18 protein-coding genes, 1 pseudogene and 1 riboswitch are annotated in these 21,392 nt (G+C 63.3%); of the genes and pseudogenes, 11 read left to right on the top strand and 8 right to left on the bottom strand.

From position 1 onward, the window contains the following. Positions 1-87 precede the first annotated feature (87 nt). The 6 genes from X744_RS141095 to X744_RS141125 all read left to right on the top strand — a co-directional run bounded on the left by X744_RS141095 (position 88) and on the right by X744_RS141125 (position 8,349). Positions 88-1,272: an acetyl-CoA C-acetyltransferase gene (locus X744_RS141095; RefSeq protein WP_023762884.1), complete on the top strand. Its 1,185-nt coding sequence runs from the start codon at positions 88-90 to the stop codon at positions 1,270-1,272. Between the two features lie 113 nt (positions 1,273-1,385). Continuing rightward, positions 1,386-2,111, top strand: a complete 726-nt coding sequence (gene phbB / locus X744_RS141100; RefSeq protein ID WP_023762883.1) for an acetoacetyl-CoA reductase — start codon at positions 1,386-1,388, stop codon at positions 2,109-2,111. Between the two features lie 1,007 nt (positions 2,112-3,118). Continuing rightward, positions 3,119-6,427: a helicase-related protein gene (locus tag X744_RS141110; protein ID WP_032908134.1), complete on the top strand. Its 3,309-nt coding sequence runs from the start codon at positions 3,119-3,121 to the stop codon at positions 6,425-6,427. A 15-nt stretch (positions 6,428-6,442) separates the two neighbouring features. Next, entirely contained in the window at positions 6,443-6,829 is a 387-nt protein-coding gene (locus tag X744_RS141115; protein WP_023762880.1) for an RNA-binding S4 domain-containing protein, read from the top strand. Positions 6,830-7,063: 234 nt separating this feature from the next. Beyond that, on the top strand, positions 7,064-7,402 hold the full coding sequence (fdxA, locus tag X744_RS141120; RefSeq protein WP_023762879.1) for a ferredoxin FdxA: 339 nt from the start codon (positions 7,064-7,066) through the stop codon (positions 7,400-7,402). Between the two features lie 365 nt (positions 7,403-7,767). After that, entirely contained in the window at positions 7,768-8,349 is a 582-nt protein-coding gene (locus X744_RS141125) for a CarD family transcriptional regulator (RefSeq protein WP_013529179.1), read from the top strand. Positions 8,350-8,415: 66 nt separating this feature from the next. On the opposite strand, the gene X744_RS141130 is transcribed toward X744_RS141125, so the two are convergent. From X744_RS141130 to X744_RS141140, 3 genes are all read right to left on the bottom strand, one after another. Next, positions 8,416-9,195 carry an amino acid ABC transporter ATP-binding protein gene (locus X744_RS141130; RefSeq protein ID WP_023762878.1) on the bottom strand — a complete coding sequence of 260 codons (780 nt, stop codon included), beginning with the start codon at positions 9,193-9,195 and terminating at the stop codon, positions 8,416-8,418. Continuing rightward, positions 9,192-9,872: an amino acid ABC transporter permease gene (locus tag X744_RS141135; protein WP_031261363.1), complete on the bottom strand. Its 681-nt coding sequence runs from the start codon at positions 9,870-9,872 to the stop codon at positions 9,192-9,194. Before X744_RS141135 ends, X744_RS141130 begins: the two co-directional genes overlap by 4 nt. A gap of 138 nt (positions 9,873-10,010) precedes the next feature. Further along, positions 10,011-10,784 (bottom strand): amino acid ABC transporter substrate-binding protein, encoded by a 774-nt coding sequence (locus tag X744_RS141140; RefSeq protein ID WP_023762876.1) that lies wholly within the window; start codon positions 10,782-10,784, stop codon positions 10,011-10,013. Positions 10,785-11,111: 327 nt separating this feature from the next. Between X744_RS141140 and X744_RS141145 the strand changes: the two genes are divergently transcribed. Next, positions 11,112-11,975, top strand: coding sequence for an RNA polymerase factor sigma-32 (locus X744_RS141145; RefSeq protein ID WP_023762875.1), 864 nt, complete (start codon positions 11,112-11,114; stop codon positions 11,973-11,975). A gap of 40 nt (positions 11,976-12,015) precedes the next feature. Here X744_RS141145 and X744_RS141150 read toward each other — a convergent pair whose 3' ends face one another. The 4 genes from X744_RS141150 to thiB all read right to left on the bottom strand — a co-directional run bounded on the left by X744_RS141150 (position 12,016) and on the right by thiB (position 17,451). Next, complete coding sequence (locus X744_RS141150; protein WP_023762874.1) at positions 12,016-13,485, bottom strand: M48 family metalloprotease; 1,470 nt, start codon at positions 13,483-13,485, stop codon at positions 12,016-12,018. Between the two features lie 257 nt (positions 13,486-13,742). After that, on the bottom strand, positions 13,743-14,519 hold the full coding sequence (thiQ, locus tag X744_RS141155; protein ID WP_023762873.1) for a thiamine ABC transporter ATP-binding protein: 777 nt from the start codon (positions 14,517-14,519) through the stop codon (positions 13,743-13,745). After that, positions 14,512-16,131 (bottom strand): thiamine/thiamine pyrophosphate ABC transporter permease, encoded by a 1,620-nt coding sequence (gene thiP / locus X744_RS141160; RefSeq protein WP_023762872.1) that lies wholly within the window; start codon positions 16,129-16,131, stop codon positions 14,512-14,514. Before thiP ends, thiQ begins: the two co-directional genes overlap by 8 nt. A gap of 321 nt (positions 16,132-16,452) precedes the next feature. Next, positions 16,453-17,451: a thiamine ABC transporter substrate binding subunit gene (gene thiB / locus X744_RS141165; protein ID WP_031261361.1), complete on the bottom strand. Its 999-nt coding sequence runs from the start codon at positions 17,449-17,451 to the stop codon at positions 16,453-16,455. A 43-nt stretch (positions 17,452-17,494) separates the two neighbouring features. Then, positions 17,495-17,609, bottom strand: a riboswitch (TPP riboswitch). Positions 17,610-17,696: 87 nt separating this feature from the next. Here thiB and X744_RS141170 point away from each other — a divergent pair. The 4 genes from X744_RS141170 to X744_RS141185 all read left to right on the top strand — a co-directional run bounded on the left by X744_RS141170 (position 17,697) and on the right by X744_RS141185 (position 20,784). After that, the gene (locus tag X744_RS141170) at positions 17,697-18,341 is read left to right on the top strand and encodes a thiamine diphosphokinase (protein WP_023762870.1); all 645 of its coding nucleotides are present in this window, start codon (positions 17,697-17,699) and stop codon (positions 18,339-18,341) included. A 1-nt stretch (position 18,342) separates the two neighbouring features. Then, entirely contained in the window at positions 18,343-20,163 is a 1,821-nt protein-coding gene (locus X744_RS141175) for an ABC-F family ATP-binding cassette domain-containing protein (protein ID WP_023762869.1), read from the top strand. A gap of 79 nt (positions 20,164-20,242) precedes the next feature. Next, a complete protein-coding gene (locus X744_RS141180; protein WP_031261359.1) occupies positions 20,243-20,485 on the top strand; it encodes a type II toxin-antitoxin system CcdA family antitoxin in 243 nt (80 codons plus the stop codon). Beyond that, the gene (locus tag X744_RS141185) at positions 20,485-20,784 is read left to right on the top strand and encodes a CcdB family protein (protein WP_023762867.1); all 300 of its coding nucleotides are present in this window, start codon (positions 20,485-20,487) and stop codon (positions 20,782-20,784) included. The genes X744_RS141180 and X744_RS141185 overlap by 1 nt, the downstream gene beginning before the upstream one ends. Positions 20,785-20,807: 23 nt before the next feature. On the opposite strand, the pseudogene X744_RS141190 reads toward X744_RS141185, so the two are convergent. Further along, positions 20,808-21,392: pseudogene (locus X744_RS141190) on the bottom strand (hypothetical protein); the annotation flags it as partial.

The following is a 21,392-nucleotide window of genomic DNA, read 5'->3' as shown; positions in this document are numbered from 1 at the left end:
TTTCCGGTTTGACTTGGATCATGGAAAGGGCAAGAAAAGTCGCCAACAACGCCCAAAAATACGACAGCTCGAAGTCCGGAGAAGAAAATGACCTCTGCCAATTCCATCGTCGTCGCCAGCGCCGCACGCACACCGGTCGGCTCCTTCAACGGCGCCTTCGCCGCCACCCCGGCACATGAGCTCGGTGCCGTCGTCATCAGGGAATTGCTGTCGCGCGCCGGTGTTGAACCAGGCGAGGTCGACGAGGTCATCCTTGGTCAGGTGCTGACCGCGGCGCAGGGTCAGAACCCGGCCCGCCAGGCATCGATCAATGCCGGCCTGCCCAAGGAAACCACGGCCTGGGGCCTCAATCAGGTTTGCGGCTCGGGGCTGCGCGCCATTGCGCTCGGCATGCAGCAGATCGCCAGCGGCGACGCCAAGGTGATCATCGCGGGCGGCCAGGAATCGATGTCGCTTTCGACACATGCCCAGCACCTGCGCGCCGGCGTCAAGATGGGCGACTTCAAGCTGATCGACACCATGATCAAGGACGGGCTGTGGGATGCCTTCAACGGCTATCACATGGGCAACACCGCCGAAAACGTCGCGCGCCAGTTCCAGATCACCCGCGACGACCAGGACCAGTTCGCACTGGCCTCGCAGAACAAGGCCGAGGCCGCGCAGAAGGCCGGCAAATTCAAGGACGAGATCGTCGCCGTCACCATCAAGGGCAAGAAGGGCGACACCATTGTCGACCAGGACGAGTACATCCGTCATGGCGCCACGATCGACGCCATGACCAAGCTGAAGCCGGCTTTCGACAAGGACGGCACGGTAACCGCCGCCAACGCCTCCGGCATCAATGACGGCGCCGCAGGTGCTGTGCTGATGAGCGAAGCGGAAGCGGTGAGGCGCGGCATCACCCCGCTGGCGCGTATCGTGTCCTGGGCAACCGCCGGCGTCGATCCGCAGATAATGGGCACCGGACCTATTCCCGCCTCGCGCAAGGCATTGGAAAAGGCCGGCTGGTCGGTCGGCGATCTCGACCTGATCGAGGCCAACGAGGCCTTTGCGGCGCAAGCCTGCGCCGTCAACAAGGACATGGGCTGGGATCCTTCGATCGTCAACGTCAATGGCGGTGCGATCGCCATCGGCCACCCGATTGGCGCATCTGGCGCTCGCATCTTCAACACACTGGTCTTCGAAATGCGCCGGCGCGGCGCCAAGAAGGGCCTCGCTACGCTCTGCATCGGCGGCGGCATGGGCGTCGCCATGTGCGTGGAGGCAATCTGAGAAAAAGAGTGAATGGTGAGTGGCGAATGGTGAATGGCGGGTAGCCGTCCGTCTTCGACCATTCACCATTCACTATTGACCATTCACGAAAAACTCTAGGGAGGAGGAACTTCATGACCAAGGTAGCAATCGTCACAGGCGGATCGCGCGGCATCGGCGCGGCGATCTCGATCGCATTGAAGAACGCCGGCTATTCGGTTGCCGCCAACTATGCCGGCAATGACGAAGCGGCGGCGAAATTCAAGGCCGAGACCGGCATTCCGGTCTACAAATGGTCGGTCGCCGACTATGACGCCTGCGCCGCCGGCATCAGCCAAGTCGAGGCCGATCTCGGCCCCGTCTCGGTGCTGGTCAACAATGCCGGCATCACCCGTGACGCCATGTTCCACAAGATCACGCGCGAGCAGTGGAAAGAGGTCATCGACACCAATTTGTCGGGCGTCTTCAACATGACGCATCCGCTGTGGAGCGGCATGCGCGACCGCAAGTTCGGCCGTGTCATCACCATCTCCTCGATCAACGGCCAGAAGGGCCAGGCCGGCCAGGTCAACTATTCCGCCGCCAAGGCCGGCGACATCGGTTTCAGCAAAGCTCTGGCTCAAGAGGGGGCGCGCGCGGGCATCACCGTCAATGTCATCTGCCCCGGCTACATCGCCACCGAGATGGTCAAGGCGATCGACGAGAAGGTGCTCAACGAGCGCATCATCCCGCAAATCCCCGTCGGCCGCCTCGGCGAGCCCGAGGAGATCGCGCGCTGCGTCGTTTTCCTGGCTTCCGAAGATGCCGGCTTCATCACCGGCTCGACCATCACAGCCAATGGCGGCCAGTATTTCGTCTGACGACGCGGCGATGTAGGCGATAGATCGACGGGCCGGTACGCCGGCCCGTTTTTCGTTGCCAGCCTGATCTTTTCGAGATGTCCTCGTCGGTCGCTGACCCAATCCGGCACGCAAAGGTTAACGGCCGGCCGCTGCCGTGTGCGAAACCTGTTCCCAAGCCTGTGGATAATTGGTGGAAAACCTGTCTACAACACTAGGTATTGGGGTGAACAAACCAGGAAAATCATGCCATCGCCGATTCGTCTCCGATTCGTTCTGGCTTTGACCGGAAAGTTAACGATGGCGACCTGAATCGCCAGCCCAATCCTTAACGTTGATTAGGAACGATCAATAATTTCATGCCGTTGGGCGAGGAACGCCAAGCCTTCATGATCGCTCATGGGCAAAGGTTAACGTCATAGCCCTCCTAGCATGAAACGGGCCAGTTCCGGGATTCAGCATGTGGTGCGTTCAGTGGTCGCAAAACCCACATATAGCCGTGAACAAAAGCTGAATCTGCAGGAGTCACTGATTCGTCGCCGATTCGTTCCAGACTCGTTCTATCCGTTAATCCGCAGCCGATTGAGAGCTTGACAAAGACCCCTTCTAGCCGCCGGCGGAACATTCCGCTTTCGCTTCTCGCCCGAAATCCCTATGTGTCCCCTGTCATACGCGCCAGTTGAGGCACGCTCCCGACAACCAGAGGCCAGAAGCCTTATTTCCGGATCAATGAACATCCAGCCGAAACACACTGAGCCACTGATCCTTTCGGGTCGCGACGTGACTGCCGTACTTGGGCCCACCAACACCGGCAAGACCCATCTCGCCATCGAGCGCATGGTGGCACACGAGAGTGGTATCATCGGCCTCCCGCTCAGGCTGCTGGCGCGCGAGGTCTATGCCCGCGTCTGCGAAAAGGTTGGCGCCCACAAGGTCGCGCTGATCACCGGCGAGGAAAAGATCCAGCCGGCGGGCGCGAAATATTCGGTCTGCACCGTTGAGGCCATGCCGCGCGAGACCGATNCGGCCTGCCGCTGAGGCTGCTGGCCCGCGAGGTCTACACGCGCGTCTGCGAAAAGGTCGGTGCCAACAAAGTGGCGCTGATCACCGGCGAGGAGAAGATCCAGCCGCCGGGCGCCAAATATTCGGTCTGCACCGTCGAAGCCATGCCGCGTGAAACCGACGCCGCCTTTGTTGCCATCGACGAGGTGCAACTGGCCGGCGACCTCGAGCGCGGCCACATCTTCACCGACCGCATCCTGCATCTGCGCGGCCGTCAGGAAACGTTGCTGCTCGGTGCCGCCACCATGCACGGCATTTTGCAGCGCCTGCTGAGAGGCGTCTCTGTGGTGACGCGGCCGAGGCTGTCGCATCTTGCCTATGCCGGCTCCAAGAAACTGACCCGTCTGCCGCGGCGCACGGCGATCGTCGCCTTCTCCGCCGACGAGGTCTACGCCATCGCCGAACTGATCCGCCGGCAGCAAGGCGGTGCCGCAGTCGTGCTCGGCGCGCTCAGCCCACGCACCCGCAACGCCCAGGTGGCGCTGTTCCAGTCGGGCGATGTCGACTATCTCATTGCCACCGACGCCATCGGCATGGGCCTCAACCTCGATCTCGATCACGTCGCTTTCGCCCAGAACCGGAAGTTCGATGGTTATCAGTATCGCAACCTGATGGCGGCCGAGCTTGGCCAGATCGCCGGCCGCGCCGGTCGGCATCTGCGCGACGGCACCTTTGGCGTCACCGGCCAGGTCGACCCGCTGGACGAGGAACTGATCAAGAAGATCGAAGGCCATGATTTCGATCCGGTGAAGGTGCTGCAATGGCGAACCGCGCGTTTCGACTTCGCCAGCCTCGATGCGCTGAAGCGCTCGATCGAAACCAATGCCCCGGTCGAAGGACTGACGCGTGCGCTGCCTGCAGTCGACGCGCAGGCGCTTGAATATCTGTCGCGCGACGAAGACATCCGCGCTCTTGCCAGCAATGCCAAACGCGTGGCGCTGCTGTGGGAGGCCTGCGCGCTGCCCGATTACCGCAGGATCGCGCCGGCCCAGCATGCAGACCTCATTGCTTCGATCTACACGGACCTTGCACGGCATGGCCATGTCGACGAGAATTACATGGCCGAGCAGGTGCGCCGCGCCGACACCACCGAGGGCGACATCGACACGTTGTCGCATCGCATTGCCCAGATCCGCACCTGGACATTCGTGTCGAACCGGCCCGGTTGGCTGGCCGATCAGGCACACTGGCAGGAAAAGACGCGCGAAATCGAAGACAGATTGTCGGATGCGCTGCATGAGCGGTTGACGAAACGCTTCGTAGACCGCAGGACTTCCGTCCTCATGCGGCGCCTTAGAGAAAATACCATGCCTGAAGCCGAAATTAGTCCTACCGGAACCGTCCTTGTCGAAGGCCACCATGTCGGCGAGTTGCAAGGGTTCCGCTTCACCGCCGACCAGACCGTCGGCGGCGAAGACGCCAAGGCCGTGCGCACCGCCGCCCAGAAGGCGCTGGCCGCCGAGTTCGAGGCGCGCGCCGAGCGCTTCGGCGCTTCAGCCAATGGCGACATCGCGCTTGGCTCGGACGGCACGCTGCGCTGGATCGGCGCGCCGATCGGCACGCTGGTTTCGGGCGAAGACGCGCTGAAGCCGCGCCTGGTGCTGTTGGCCGACGAACAGCTGACTGGCCCGGCACGCGACAAGGTCGTCGCGCGTGCCGAGCGGTTCGTCAATTTCCAGATCGAATCGCTGCTGAAGCCGCTGGTCGACCTTAAGAATGCCGACCAGATTTCCGGCATCGGCCGTGGCATCGCCTTCCAGCTGGTCGAGAATTTCGGTCTCATCAACCGCCGCGACATCGCCGAGGAGATGAAGTCGCTCGACCAGGAAGGTCGCGCCGCCCTTCGCCGGCTTGGCGTGCGCTTCGGCGCCTACCATGTCTTCGTGCCGGCGCTGATCAAGCCGGCGCCCGCCGGACTGGTGACGCTTCTCTGGGCGTTGAAGAACGACGGCAAGGACAAGCCCGGCTTTGGCGACGTGGTTCACGCGCTCGCTTCCGGCCGCACATCGGTGGTCATCGATCCTGCCTTCGACAAGACCTTCTACAAGTTGGCCGGCTACCGCAATCTCGGCCGCCGCGCCGTGCGCATCGACATCCTGGAACGGCTGGCCGACCTGATCCGCCCGGCGACCAACTGGAAGCCGGGTCTCGGGCAACGCCCGGACGGCGCCTATGACGGCCAGTCCTTCATGGTGACGCCGCCCATGATGTCGATCCTCGGCGCCACCGCCGACGACATGGAAGAAATCCTGAAAGGCCTGGGCTACCGCGCCGAGCCTAAACCGGCCGTCGAGGTCAAGGCACTGCTCGAAGCACAGGACAATGCCGCGCGCGAAGCTGCCGCTGCCAAGCTGGCGGCGGAAGCGGCGGCACGTGCCGAACAGGCCAAGGCGGCAGAAGCCGCGGCAACCGACGCGGCCGCGGAGGCAGCGATCGAAGGTTCGGAGCCGGCATCGGACGCAGTGGCCGCTTCGGAAACGCCGGCCGAAAGTCCTGCCGAAATCATCGCAGACACCGCCGCAGAACCTACTGTGCCCGATGTGGCGGAACAGGCGGACACTCCAGTCGAAACCGTGCAGGACGAAGCGCCGGTAGCCGAGATTGTTGCAGAGGCCGCCGAACCTGCGCCGGTTGAACCACAGGCAGCGGCTGAAGCTGCCGAGATTGAAACCGCACCGGCCGAGCTGACGCCAGATGCCGCGCCCGCAACGGACGCCGCGCCAAACGAACCTGCAGCGGCGGCTGAAGCGGCCGCCAGCAGCGAACCCGCCCCAGAAGCCGAAGCGCCAAAGCCCATACTGTTGTGGCGCCAGGGTCGCTTCGAACAGCGCCCGCGCAACCGCGACGACAGCCGCAGGAACAATCGCCCGCGCAACGGGCAAGGGCGCGGCCGAAGCGATGCGCCTGTGGATGCTGCCGGCGCCCCAGCCGCAGTTCCACCTGGCGATCGTCCGGCCCATGAAGGACGGCGCGAAGGCGCCGGCAAGCCGCGCTTCGACCGTTCGAAGTTCAAGCCCAAGCCTCAGGCCGAAGGCGAACAGCGGCGTGACGGCCGCCCGCAAGGCGAACAGCGGCGTGATGGCCGCCCGCAAGGCGAGCGGTCGGACCGACGCGATGGCCGGCCCGACTGGAAGGGCGGCAGGCCGGACGGCAAGGGTGCGCAAGGCAGCAAGCCGGCTTTCCAGCCGAAGCCGCGCGAGGAACGCCCGGTGCGCTTCGATCCTGACTCGCCGTTTGCCAAGCTCGCCGCTCTGCGCGACCAGCTGAAGAAGTAGACCTGGCTCGCCTCGATGGTCGTCGAAGGCCGCCAGCGCATCGACAAATGGCTATTCTTCTCGCGCGCCGTGAAATCACGCTCGCTGGCAGCGAAACTGGTGGTCGCCGGCCGCGTGCGCATCAATCGCGACAAAGCAGCGCAGGCCTCCGATCTGGTCAAGCCTGGCGACGTGCTGACCATCACGCTCGAGCGGCGCATCTTCGTCTGGAAGGTGCTTGGCGCCGGTGTTCGACGTGGCCCGGCCGAGGAGGCCCGCACGCTGTACGAAGATATCTCGCCACCGCCCGCGCCGAAGGGCGAAGCCCCTCCTGATGCAATTCCGGGGCTGCGCGAGGCCGGTAGCGGCCGCCCGACCAAGAAGGAACGCCGCCAGACCGACCGCTTGCTCGGCGAAGACTGATGCCTGACATCCAGGAACACGCAGCGGGAATGGGACAACGACACGCCTGAGGCAAAACTGAACCCGGCAATCAAGACGTTTCGCGGGACATGGCTGACTGCCGCCGGGCCTGTCGTCTGATATACATTCCCGAAACACCGGCACCACCCGCAATCGCTACCCTTGCAAGCGGCCGATAAAGGCGTTACCTGACGGAAAAAGCCCAACAAAAATGGGACGTACCGGAGCCGACCGATGACCTATGTCGTGACCGACAATTGCATCAAATGCAAATATATGGACTGCATCGAGGTCTGTCCGGTCGACTGTTTCTACGAAGGCGAGAACATGCTCGTCATCCATCCCGACGAGTGCATCGACTGCGGCGTTTGCGAGCCGGAATGCCCGGCCGACGCGATCAAGCCCGACACCGAGCCGGGGCTCGACAAATGGCTGCAGATCAACACCGAATACGCCGATAAATGGCCCAACATCACCGCCAAGAAGGAGCCACCGGCCGACGCCAAATCCTTCGACGGCGAGGCCGGCAAGTTCGAGAAATACTTCTCGCCCGAGCCCGGCGAAGGCGATTGACAACACGGCCGCAAAGGCCTGAATTACGCGGGGTAAGGGGCACGTCACATTAACCGCCTTGACAGGCGGCGTTGACCTGTGGCGTTCGCTTACGCAGCAAAACCTTGATTCTTCCGACTTTTTGTGTTACATGAGCCAAATATGCCGGTGACACACGTCGATTTATGGCGCAGACGCCCCAAATCACTGAAAGGTGAAAATCCCATTCCGGACCAGAGCGATCTGGGCCAGGCGGTCGCAATATTGCGTTTGCCGGTCCGGCTTTTCCGGTGGGTCATCTGTTGTGCGGCAAACGATCGGCTCCCCCGATCGCGCGAGTTCGGGCCGGCAGGACGCCGGTACCACAACAAGGAGTTCAGGGCGTAATGGCTACGATCACCCCGCAGAAAAAGTCCACCGCTGCGCGTCACGGTTTTAAGACCGGCGAGTACATCGTCTACCCGGCGCACGGCGTCGGCCAGATCGTGTCGATCGACGAGCAGGAAGTTGCTGGACATAAGCTGGAACTATTCGTCATCGACTTCTCGAAGGACAAGATGCGCCTGAAGGTGCCGGTCGCCAAGGCGACCTCCATCGGCATGCGCAAGCTGTCGGAAGAGGACTATGTCGAGCGCGCGCTGAAGGTCGTGCAGGGTCGCGCCCGGGTCAAGCGCACCATGTGGTCGCGCCGCGCCCAGGAATATGATGCGAAGATCAATTCCGGCGACCTGATCTCGATCTCGGAAGTTGTGCGCGACCTCTACCGCGCCGACAACCAGCCAGAGCAGTCCTATTCCGAACGCCAACTCTATGAGGCAGCGCTCGACCGCATGGCCCGCGAGATCGCGGCCGTCAATCGCATGTCGGAAACCGAAGCCGTGCGCCTGATCGAGGTCAACCTCAACAAGGGGCCTAAGCGGGGTGCCAAGGCTGATAATGAGGAAGCCGAGCAGGAAGAAGCTGCCTGAGCTTTTGCCTTTGAGTTCATGAAAAACCCGGCCTTGCGCCGGGTTTTTTGCTTTTTGACGATGAAGCTACAGCGATCCGTCGCCGCCACTTTCCCTCTCCGCCTCCTGCTTCAGCGTCGCAATAAACCGCTTCGTCCGTTGCTTCTCGGGATTGCCGAACAGCAGCGCGGCCGGCCCTTTCTCGACGATGACGCCGGCATCGAGAAACACCACTTCCTGGGCGATCTTGGAGGCGAGGCGCAGATCATGCGTCGCCATCACCATGGTCGTGCCTTCGCTGGCGAGCTTGCCGAGCACGTCTACCACCTCTTGCGCCAGTTCCGGGTCAAGCGCCGAGGTCGGCTCGTCGCAGAGCAGAACTTTCGGCGACGGCGCCAAGGCACGCGCGATCGCCACACGCTGCTGTTGGCCGCCCGACAGCGTCGCCGGCCAAGCGTCCGCCTTGTGCACCATCCCAACTTTTTCCAGCAGGGCGAGCGCCCGCTCGCGTGCCCTCTCCGGCGGCCATTTCAGCACCGTCACCAGCCCTTCCATGACGTTTTCGATCGCGGTGCGATGCGGAAACAGCTGGAAGTTCTGGAACACCATGCCGGTCTGCAGCCGCAGGCGCTGGATATCCCTGGCCGGAACCCTGACGCCGGGTTGGAATTCCAGCGCCTCGTCACCGATGCGCACCGTGCCCGAAGTCGGGATCTCCAGAAGGTTGACGCAGCGCAGCAAGGTGCTTTTGCCGCCGCCTGAAGGCCCGACCAGCGCTGTAACGCTGCCTTCGGCAATGGTGACCGTCACGCCCTTCAGCACAAGGTTGTCGCCGAAGCGTTTCTCGATGTTGGTGAGGCCGATCATGAGCGCGCCTCCAGGAAGCCGCCATAGCGGTTGAGCCGGGTTTCCAGTCGCGTCTGCAAGGCCGACAGCACCGAACTCATCGCCAGATAGAGCATCGCCGCCTCGACATAGAGGATAAGCGGCTCATAGGTGGTGGCGACGATGCGCTGCGCCGCCTGGAACATTTCCGGCACGGTGATCGCGGCCGCCAGCGACGTGTCCTTGACCAGCGAGATGAAAGTGTTGGAGAGCGGCGGCACCGCGACCCGGCCGGCCTGCGGCAGGATGGTGCGCCGCATCGCCTGGCTCCAGGTCATGCCGATCGAATAGCCGGCCTCCCACTGGCCCTTCGGCACCGAGCCTATCGCAGCGCGGATGATCTCCGACGTGTAGGCGCCTATGTTGAGCGTGAAGCCGATCAACGCCGCGGTGAAGGCATCGAGCAGAATGCCGACCGACGGCAGGCCGTAGAAGATCAGGAACAGCTGAACCAGGAGCGGCGTGCCGCGAAAAATCCAGACGTAGAAGCGCACCAGCGCGACCAGGGGCTTCGGTCCGAACAGCCGGGCGAGCGCAGCACCCAGGCCGACCGTCAAGCCGAGAGCGAAGGACAACAGCGTCAGCGGCACGGTGAAGATCAGCGCCGCCCACAACAGCGAAGGCAGTGACTCCAGCATCAGTTGCAGCCAGTGCGGCACGTAAGATTCTCCAATGGTCGAGGCGGCTCATCAAGGCGTGAATGCGTCAGACATATCACGACAAAAGCGGCGGCCGGTCAAAGACGGCTCGCCGCTTCATATGTCTCGTGGGCCGGAGACCGGGCCCACCTCATCAGCTTACTTCGAAACGTCCTGGCCGAAATAGGTGTCGGCGATCTTCTGGTAGGTGCCATCGGCCTTGATGTCGGCCAGCGCCTTGTTGATCGCCGCAACAAGTTCCGGATCGCCCTTGCGCACGATGACGCCGGAATAGTCAGCGTTTTCTTCTTGCGCGGCAATCTTCACATTGGCGTCGGGCTTGTGCTTCTTGAAGTCGAGGAACGACAGGCTGTCATTGATGGTGGCGTCGGCACGGCCGGTTAAAAGCAGCTGGATCGACTGGTCGAAGCCATCGGTGCCGACCAATTCGGCGCCGTTCGCCTCGGCCAGCTTGCCGAAATTCGAGGTCAGCGACTGCGCCGACTTCTTGCCCTTGAGATCGGCGAACGTCTTGATGTCGGTGTTGTCGCCGCGCACGATCAGCACTGCTTTGGAGGCGATGTAGGGATCGGAGAAGGCGTACTTGGCCTTGCGGGCATCGGTGATGCCGACTTCATTGATGACGGCGTCATAGCGATTGGCGTCGAGGCCGGCGATCAGCCCGTCCCACTTGCCTTCGAGGAACTCGGCCTTGACGCCGAGCTTGTCGGCGATCGCCTTGGCGATTTCGACATCGAAGCCGACCAGGGCGCCGGAAGTGTCATGATAGGTGAATGGCGCATAGGTGCCTTCCGTGCCGACCTTGATGACCCCGGCCTGCTTGATCTGGTCGAGATTGGCGCCGGCATTGCCTGCGGTGACAGCCAGAGCCTGCAGCGTTCCGGCGATAATGAGCGACTTCAGCCATTTCATTTTTCTGTGATCCCGTCCTTGGCCGGATATCCGGCATTGTGTGAGCGCTGGAAACTGCCAGATGCGAGGTGAGAAAATAAGGAACCGGATTTCGTAAATCACACGTTTTTGAAATTGGATTCTCCAAATGGCGTTTCTTGGCGGCAATCGAGGCCGTCACCGGTCCTGCAGACATCGTTCAAGCAACCTGATCCGCCCGGCAACAACCAGGGAACCTTTCCGGCGTACCGCACGTTCTGGCAGTTCTAGGGCACGACGCCGCTATTTCAACCGGGCGCCAGCCAAGTTTGCAAAGTCATCCGCATCGCCTGAGCCAGGGAGCGCCTCATGATGGAAGACACGGCAGGACGGATCATGGTCCGCGCGGCAATGAAGGCTCCCTACCTCGAACGTGATGAAGAGCATCGGCTGGCATTGCTCTGGAAAGAGGACAACGACCAGAACGCATTGCACAGCATCACCGTCGCCCATATGCGGCTGGTCATTTCCATGGCCTCGAAATTCCGCCACTACGGCCTGCCGCTCGGCGATCTGATCCAGGAGGGCCACGTCGGCCTGCTTGAAGCCGCAGCCCGCTTCGAGCCGGAGCGCGAGGTGCGGTTTTCGACCTACGCGACGTGGTGGATCCGCGCCTCGATGCAGGACTACATCCTGCGCAACTGGTCGATTGTGCGCGGCGGCACCAGTTCGGCGCAAAAAGCGCTGTTCTTCAACTTGCGGCGCCTGCGCGCCCGGCTGGCGAATGGCGCCGAGCCGCTGTCGAACGCGACCCTATACCGCGAAGTGTCGGAGACACTCGGCGTCTCCGAAGCCGATGTGGCGATGATGGATTCGCGCCTGTCGGCACCCGATTCCTCGCTCAACATGCCGGTTGCCGATGATGCGGGTTCGACCGAGCGCATGGATTTCCTGGTCTCCGACGATCCGCTGCCCGACGAGATCGTCGGAGACAAGATCGATGTCGCGCGCCGCTCGCTATGGCTGAGGGAGGCGCTGCGCGCGCTCAACGCACGGGAGCTGAGGATCATCGAGGAGCGCCGGCTGAATGACGAGGGCGCGACACTCGAAGCGCTCGGCGAGACGCTCGGCATTTCCAAGGAACGTGTCCGCCAGATCGAGGCCCGCGCCATGGAAAAGCTCAAGGTGGCGTTGGTGAAGCAGAACCCGGAGTTCATGGCGACTGCCGCCTGATCTGTAACAGACGTTCAGCAAATGAATTCGCAGCGAGCTCTTATTTGTCGGTGACGATCTTGACCTTGTCGCCGGCAGAAACCGCGGCGCCCGGCGACAGCGCATTGAGCACGCGGAACAGGTCGAGCTTGCGATCGACGCCAACCATCTGAGCCGAAAGCGAACCCATCGTCTGCCCTGGCTGGACGGTGACGACGCGGATATGCAGTGGCTTCAACGCGGCCTTTTCGGCAGCACTCAGGATACGGAAAGATCCGCTGACCGAACGCGCGACCGCATCCAGCGAGGTGCTGGCCGAAGGTGCCGCAGTCAACAGCCGGTAGACCTGACCGCCGGCACGGATCACGGCAATGTCGAACTGCCATCCTTCGGCGCCGGCATGCGCCGTCGCCGCCTCGTTGCCGTTGATCGTCTCCTGCTTGACGCTGCTGTCGTCGAGGCCGGCCACCCAGCCGCTGCGGATATAGTCGGTCAGCGCGCGGTTCTTGTCGATCGAGACGCCGTCGAAGCGGATCGCCATATCGCCGGGACCGGTTGCCGTCACCGCGGCCGCCGAATTGTCGATGATGAAACCCTGCGGCACCGAGAAGGACACGCCGAGGCCCGGATGCAGGAAGGTTTCGCCGCGCACATAGCCTTCTTCAGGCGTGTCGCCATAAAGCAGGCCGTCTATGCCGGCGAGGAAGGAATCGCGGTCGCGCGAGCCGACGCCCGGCGCGCCGAACTGGCGGGCATGGCGCTGCGCCAGATCGATGCGCTGCGGCGTGTTGGGGTGCGTGGCCAGGAAGTCGAGGCTGGCATCGGTGGCGCCGCTGATCGAACGAAAGTCCGTATAGGCCGACATCGACTGCAGGAAGCGGCCGGCGGCGAAAGGATCGTAGCCGGCTTCGCCGATCGATTTGATGCCGATGGCGTCGGCTTCCAGCTCTTGGTTGCGGGAGAATTGCGCCAGCCTCAGCTTGCCGCGGATCAGCGCCGCCTTGGCGGTCGGGCTGTCGCCCAGCACATCGGAAACCACTTTCGTCGCCAGGCCCTCCTCGGCCTCCAGCTGCTGGCGCTGCAGGCCGTGATTGGCGGTGACGTGGCCCATTTCATGGGCGATGACAGCGGCAAGCTCAGCCGAATCATTGGCCAGCGCCAGCAGGCCCCGGGTGATGTAGAGATAGCCGCCGGGCAGCGCGAAGGCGTTGACGTTGGGCGAATTCAGGATGGTGATGCGATAGGTCTGCGTCGGGTTGGCAGACACCACCGTCAGATTGCCGACCACCTTGGCGACCATGCGCTCGAGCTTGGGGTCGGAATATTCGCCGCCATAAGTCGCCAGGATGCGCGGGTGCTGCGCTTTGGCCAGTTCGGCGAGCTTGTTGTTGGCGCCAACGTTGTCGACCGTGATCGGCTTGTCGGAAGGCTGGAAGCCGGACTCCTGTACTTCCGGCGGCATGAACATCTGGCAGCTCGCCAGCGCCACGGCAAAACCGGCCAGCGCAAGAAAACGCGCCAGCGGATTCATTCGTAGTCTATCAACGCCGATCGCCAGAACGGTTTCCTTTCGGGTCCCGGCGCATAACCACGAAAACCGGGGGCGATCTTCGGAACACGTCATGCGCTATCTTAAACTGCTGCAGCATCCGTTGCACGTCCCTCGGGCGGGCGGCGGATGCTGCAGGCAAATCACGTCCTGTGCCGGACCAGCAGGTCGGACCTAGCCACACTCCTCCAGTCATGGCAAGCAAGCGCCACATCGCCTGGAGCCGGTTTGACCGTAAATTATGTCCGCTTCCGGGCAATATCTCGTGATAAACCGCCACTCTCGCCGATATAGCGCCGGAACACTTCGGGACCAGCCCCAGTGAAGAAATCATCTGCCTTGCCGATTGCCGCGACCATCCCATTGTCGAGAAACACCATGTGCTCGCCGATACGGCGAGCGTCTTCAGGCTGGTGGGTGACAAACAGCACCGTCATGCCACGCTCGGCATGAACGGCGGCGACCATATCCAGCATATCGTCGCGCAAAGCGGGCCCGAGCGACGCGAAGGGTTCATCGAGCAGCAGCACCGGCCGGTCGCGCACCAGAACGCGGGCCAATGCGACGCGCTGGCGTTCCCCACCCGAAAGTTCGCGTGGCAGGCGTTTTTCCTTGCCCCCGAGACCGGTACGTATAAGTGCCTCGGCGATCGCGGCGCGGTCCGCCTCGGTCAGCCGCAAGGCTGGCGAGCGGCCGAGCCCGACATTCTGCTCGACGGAAAGATGGGCGAAGAGATTGTTCTCCTGGAACACCATCGATACCGGCCGCGCCGAGGCCGGGTCGGCGCTAACGTCGGCGCCGCCGATCAGCACGCGGCCCGACTGTGGCATCTCGAAGCCGGCGACCAGATTGAGCAGGGTCGACTTGCCCGACCCGCTCGGCCCCATGATGGCGGTGATCTTCGACGTGGCGAACTCGACGTCGAAGACGAGCGGCATCTCGCCATAGCTGAACGACACCCTGTCCAGCCGCACCGGCGCGCCTTTTTCAAGCCGGCTGGCCTTTCCATCAACCATCCCGGACCCTCTCCCTTCCCAGCCAGTGCGCCGCCACGATCAGCGCGAGGCAGACGAGGCCCAGCAGCAGTGCCAGGCCGGCGGCATCCGCGGTGCGGTAGCTGCCCATGCGCGCCAGGAGAAGGTAGGGCAATGTCTGCACGGAATCACTGCCGAACAAGGCAATGACGCCGAGGTCGCCGAGCGAAAGGGCCATGGCGAAAGCGAAGGCGGTGGCGAGCGGCCGCCGCAGGGACGGCCAGTCGACCAGAACCAACCGGTTCCAGCCCGTAATGCCGAGCTGTGCGCAGAGCCGTTCGTGACGCTCGCTTGCCGCATCGTAGGCGGGACGGACGGCGCGCAGGGCGAACGGCATCGCCATCACCGCGTTGACGGCGACGACCATGACCGGGGCGATGGCGAAGACATCGCCGAAATGGCGCAGCAACAAGAACCAGCCGGCGCCGATGACGATCGGCGGCACGACCAGGACAAAGCCGGCGCCTGTATCCGTGACATGCTCAAGCGTTGTCCGGGGGCCAGCCCGGCGGTTCAACGCCAGTGCCCTCCGCGCCATGGTCAGCGCCAGCGACAGCATCACCGAGAGCAGTGCAGACAGCAAGGCCAGCACCGCACTGGTCAGAATAGCCTGTCGGACAGTGGCCTCACCGGCAAGCCGGCCGAGGTCGGCACTCAAACCCGCCGTCACCGTCGCCGCCATCGGCCCGACGACGAACAGCAGCGCCAAGACGATGAGCATGGCGTTCAGCCAGCTCTCGCTCTTGTTGACGGAGAGATAGCGGCGTTGGGCAACCGGCAGGTTGGTGTCGCCGACCACATTGGCGCCAAGCCGGGTCAGGGCCAGCACCACGATAAAGGTCAGGACGATCTGCAGCAGCGTCAGCGTCACCGCCCGCGCTGGATCGAAATCGAAGCGCAGCGCCTGGTAGATGCCGACCTCCAACGTCGTCGCGGCCGGCCCGCCGCCGAGCGTCAGCACGATCGTGAAGGATGTGATGCAGAGCATGAAGATAAGTCCGGCGACACCTGGCAATGCGGCACGCAGAGTTGGCCATTCGATCAGCCTGAACGCCGGGCGAGACGTCATGCCGAGCTGGCTCGCCAGCCGCCATTGGTCGGCTGGTATGGTCTGCAGCGCCTCGAGGAACAGCCTTGTCGCCAGCGGCAGGTTGAAGAAGACATGGGCGACGAGAATGCCCGACAGGCCGTAGATGCCCGGCCAGCTTCCACCGCCGATCACCGTGAGCAAGCCTGCGAAATAGCCGGCGCGGCCATAAAGCGCCAGCACGCCGAGTGCCGCGACGATGGCCGGCAGCGCTAACGGTACGGCGAACAGTTGCAGGATGAAGGCGCGGCCGAAGAAGCGTGGGTGCCGCGACATGGCGCGCGCGACGAACAGCGCAGGCACGACGGAGAGCAGCGTCGACAGTGCCGCTTGCCAGAGCGTGAAGCGCACGACGCGCAGGAGATAGGAATCGAAGGCTGCCCAGGCACCCGAGATGTCGTGGCCGCCTTCGAAAAGCAGGCCGGCAAATGCGCCGCCGATGAGCAGCGCGATGGCGGCGAGCGCCAGGATGCCGGTGGTGATGCGGGGGTCAGGCGCGCGTTGCACGCTGGGCCACCTGACTTGAGGTTCTTAGCGAGGATTGCGCTCCGTCGCGCCCCCCTCTGTCCTGCCGGACATCTCCCCCNGACCGGTCAGGCATGTTTGCCTCCGCAGTGCTTGGAGCCTTGCGCTCTACGGCGCCCCCCTCTGTCCTGCCGGACATCTCCCCCTCTAGGGGGGAGATTAGCCGTTACCCATGCCTTCGCCAACCTCCGACGTTGCCGGGGGCGAGCCGCCAGCAAAGCAGCTGATCTCCCCCCTTGAGGGGGAGATGGCCGGTAGGCCAGAGGGGGGTGGCTTGGCGCAAACATCCGATGTGGCTGAGCCCTACTTGCTCATCGCCGTCAGCCACTCATCCACCCAGGCCTTGCGGTTGGCGGCGACCTGCTCGGGGCTGAACAACAATGTCTTGGTCGGCTTGACCAGTTTGTCGAAGGCCGGGTTGAGCGGCTTGCCGGTCTTCCCGGCCGGGAACATCCAGTTGGTTTCTGGGATGGCATCCTGGAATTTCGGCCCTGTCATGAAGGCCATGAACTTTGCCGCCAGCGGGTTCTTGGCCCCTGTCGTGGTGATGCCCGCGACCTCGATCTGCAGATATTCGCCCTCCTCGAAAGAGGCAGCCTGGTAGCGCTCTGTCTTTTCGGCGACCATGTGGTAGGCCGGCGAGGTCGTGTAGGACAGCACCATCGGCGCTTCGCCCTTGGTAAACAGGCCGTAGGCCTCGCTCCAGCCCGGCGTCACCGTCAGCACCTTCGCCTTGAGCTTGGCCCAGGCCTCCGGCGCCTTGTCGCCATAGACAGACTTGACCCACAACAGCAGGCCAAGGCCCGGTGTCGAGGTGCGCGGATCCTGGATGACGATCTTGTCGTCGGCGCTGCCGTCGACCAGTTCCTTCAGGCTTTTCGGCGGGCTCTTCAGCTTCTCGGTGTCGTAGACGACAGCGAAATAGCCGTAATCGAAGGGGACAAAAGTGTCGTCGCTCCAGCCGCCTGGCACAGAGACGTCCGCCACCGCGCCATGCGGTGCGAACAGGCCGGTGGCCTTGGCGTCGGCGGTCAGATTGGTGTCGAGGCCGAGCACGATATCAGCCTTGGTCGATGCGCCTTCCAGCCTGACGCGGTTGAGCAGCGCGACGCCGTCGGCGACCGAGACGAACTCGACATCGCAACCGCATTCGGCCTCGAATTCCTTCTTCACCACGGGACCCGGACCCCAGTCGGCGGTGAAGCTTTCATAGGTGTAGACGGTGAGTTTGTCCTTGGCCAAGGCCGGTCCGGACAAGACCAAGGTCATGGCTGAGACAAGAGCGTATAAGAGCGTGCGCATCGGCGCCTCCTTCGTTCGAATTGAAAGGAATTGAGGCGTCGGACTGTCCGAAACGTCTAATCCCTCCGCCGGTACAAACCGGATCAGGTTCAGCGGGTTGGCGAGACTGCCTCTCAGCCAGTCCGCGAAGATCGCGTCCGGCACCCCGTTAGAGCGTTTCGACACATAGGCCGGGCCGATCCTCCACGCAAGTGGGAGTTTGCCGCCTTCCGTTTCCGGTGCCAGGCTGGTAAGGGCCACACGATATGAGCACATTCACCATCCTGCTTGGCGGCGATCTCATCCGCACGCCACGGCTCGACCGCCAGGTCGAAGGCTCCCGCGTGATTGCCGCCGACGCCGGCATCGGCCATGCGCGGCTGCTCAGCCTTGTCCCGGAACTATGGGTGGGGGATTTCGATTCCGTGCCGGCCAATCTGCCGGACGATCTCGCGACTGTCCCCCGCCGGACTTTCCCGGCCGAAAAGGACAAGACCGATGGCGAACTGGCCATCGCCGCCGCACTGGAGCTCGGTGCGACCAGCCTGGTGCTCGCCGGCGCCTTCGGCGGCAAGCGCGCCGACCACGCCTTCCTGCATCTGGCGCTGGCCCTGCGGCTGGCCGAGGCCAGGACGGATGTGCTTTTGACCAGCGGCGCCCAGGAGGGCGTCCCCCTGCTCCACGGCAAGGCTGGCTTCGACTATGCCGACGGCACGTTGTTTTCGGTGCTCGGCTTTTCCCAACTCGCCGGCCTGACCGTCACCGGCGCCAAATGGCCGCTGAACCACGTCGGGGTGGCGTTTGGCTCGTCGCTGACCATTTCCAATGAGGTCAGGGGCCGCCTCGAAATCGCGCTGGGCCACGGCCGCGCGATACTGCTCGCCCATCCCTATCCCTTGCCTGAAAGCTGATATGGCCCCGCCCCTTCTCAATCTCGACGGTATAAAACTGACCTTCGGCGGCGCGCCGCTGCTCGATGGTGCCGCCTTGACGGCGTCGGCAGGCGACAAGATCGCGCTGGTCGGCCGCAACGGGTCGGGCAAGTCGACGCTGCTGAAGATAGCCGCCGGCCTGATCGAGCCGCAGGACGGCGAGGTGTTCCGCCAGCCTTCGGCGACCATACGCTATTTGCCGCAGATGCCCGACATGGAGGGTTTTGCCAGTGTTCGGGCGTATGTCGAGGCCGGACTTGGCCCCGCCGACGACCCGTACCGCGCCAGCTATCTGATGGAGCATCTCGGCTTGTCTGGCGAGGAGCGGCCCAACGACCTATCCGGCGGCGAGGCGAGGCGCGCCGCCCTTGCCCGCGTCATGGCGCCCGAACCCGACATCCTGCTGCTCGATGAGCCGACCAACCATCTCGATCTATCCGTGATCGAATGGCTGGAGGAGGAGCTTGTCCGCACCTCGTCGGCACTGATCGTCATCTCGCACGACCGCCGCTTTCTCGAGCGTGTATCGCGCGTCACGGTCTGGCTCGATCGCGGCCAGACCCGCAGGTTGGACAAGGGCTTTGGCCATTTCGAGGAATGGCGCGACCTGGTGCTGGAGGAAGAAGAGCGCGAGCAGCACAAGCTTGGCCGCCAGATCGTGCGTGAGGAGCACTGGCTGCGCTACGGCGTGACGGCGCGGCGCAAGCGCAACATGCGCCGGTTGGGCGAATTGCAGACCATGCGCCAACGTTTTCGCGGGCATCGCGGCGCCGAAGGATCGGCCACCATGGTGGCCAGCGATGCCGCAGAATCCGGCAAGCTGGTGATCGAGGCCAAGAATATCGAGAAGAGCTTTGGCGATCTCACCGTGGTCAAGGGGTTTTCGACTCGCATCCAGCGCGGCGATCGGGTCGGCCTGGTCGGGCCGAACGGTGCCGGCAAGACGACGCTGCTGAAGATGCTGACCGGCGAGATGAAGCCCGATGCCGGTTCGGTGCGGCTCGGCACCAATCTGGAAATCGCCACGCTCGACCAGAAGCGCGAGGCGGTCGACCCGCAGGAGACCTTGGCGCAGTATCTCACCGACGGACGCGGCGAAAACCTCGTCATCAATGGCGAGCAGCGCCATGTCGTCTCGTACATGAAGGATTTCCTGTTCAAGCCGGAGCAGGCGCGCACGCCGGTGCGAGAACTGTCCGGCGGCGAGCGAGCGCGGCTCTTGCTGGCCCGCGTGCTGGCCCGGCCGGCAAACCTTCTGGTTCTCGATGAGCCGACCAACGATCTCGACATGGAGACGCTGGAGCTTCTGCAGGAACTGGTCGCCGGGTTTGCCGGAACGGTCATCCTGGTCAGCCACGACCGTGATTTCCTCGACCGCACCGTGACCAGCCTGATCGCGCCGGATGGCGACGGCCGCTGGATCGAATATGCCGGCGGTTATTCCGACATGCTGGCGCAGCGCGGCGGCACCAGGCTGGACGACCGCAAGGCACGGGCGAAGGCCGAAAACGGTGAAGCGCCCGCACCAGGCAAGAGCGAGTCCACAACGCCAAAGGGGCCGGCGAAGAAACTGTCGTTCAAGCAGAAATTCGCGCTGGAATCGCTGCCCAAGAAAATCGAAGCTGTGATGGCGTCGATCTCTAGGCTCGAGAACAACATCGCCGATCCGGCCTATTACGAGCGTGATCCAGCCTCGTTCCAGAAAACCATCGCCGCCCTCGACAAGGAGCGCGCGACGCTGGCAGCACTGGAGGAGGAATGGCTGGAACTGGAGATGCTGCGCGAAGAGATGGAAGGGTAGTCTCACCGCATCAGCACCTTCTGATTATTGCAGCGACGCGAAAATGCGCATATATTATGCGCATGTTGCGGAGGCTACTATGCGTAAGATTGCCGTGAATGCGACCCGTCAGCCAGCAAATCTATCGATCGATTCGAATCTCATGCGGGAAGCCAAGGGCCTTGACGTGAATGTCTCTCGCGCTGCAGAGGCTGGCATCGCGGAAGCGGTGGCGGCCGAAAAAGCGCGCCTATGGAAACTTGAGAACCGCGCCACCATGGACGCGTGGAATGACTATGTCGAAAAACAGGGCATTCCGCTGGAAGAGTACCGGCAATTCTGATGCCCCGCTATGATGTCTTCGGCGATCAAATCGAGGGCCGCTATTTGCTCGACGTTCAGTCCGAGCTCCTCGACTACTTCAAAACGCGGGCGGTCGTCCCGCTTCTGCCGATCGCGACTGTTCCACCGCCGATGCGAAAGCTTCATCCGATCTTTGAGATCAACGGTCGAAAGCTGGTTATGGCAACACATCTGATTGCCACCGTTCCTGCCAGTGAATTAGGCGAAAGTCGACTGAACCTTATGAAGCACCACGACGACATCGTCGCCGCACTCGACATGCTGTTCCAAGGCTTCTGAGCGCACCACAGCCGGCGCCCTTCTCAGCCCGCCGTCTTCGCCTGCCAGGCCTTGATCGCCTCGTCGAACACCTTCTCGCCGGGAATGCCTTTTTCCATGGTCAGCAATGCCCGCCGGCCGGTCTTGTAGACGATCGGCACGTCGATCCAGTCCTGGCCACGCAGCAAGGTCATGTTGGCGTCTTCGTCGGCCTTTGTGTCGTTCAGCGCGACGAGGAAGAAGCCGTCGGCGATCTTGGCCGGAATGCCGATCAGCGGACTGCCGGCATCCTGTTCCGAACCCTTCATGGCGACGCGCAGAATGTTGTCGACGCCTCCGCCTTCAAAGCCGTCCGGCGTCAGGAAGATCATCTCGATGATATGGCTGGCCGGCAGTGTCTGGTCGGTGTTGCGGCGGATCGTCATGCGCAACTGGATGTCCTTGCCGGGAATGGTCGCCTCGGCGCGGATCGCCGGCTCTGGCGGCAGGTCGCCACCGGGCGATTCCTGTACCAGCGACCAGACGATGTTGCCCGGCTCCGCCGAGCCCTGGGCGGTGCTGGTGCGCTCCTCGTAGAAGATCGCCTTCTGGCCGACCGGCAGCGCGGTTTCCGCCGGCGCGGTGGCCGG

This window comes from Mesorhizobium sp. LNHC252B00 (genome assembly GCF_000502955.1).
In the GTDB taxonomy this organism is placed as follows: Bacteria; Pseudomonadota; Alphaproteobacteria; order Rhizobiales; family Rhizobiaceae; genus Mesorhizobium.
This window is presented reverse-complemented; position numbering and strand designations above follow the sequence as displayed.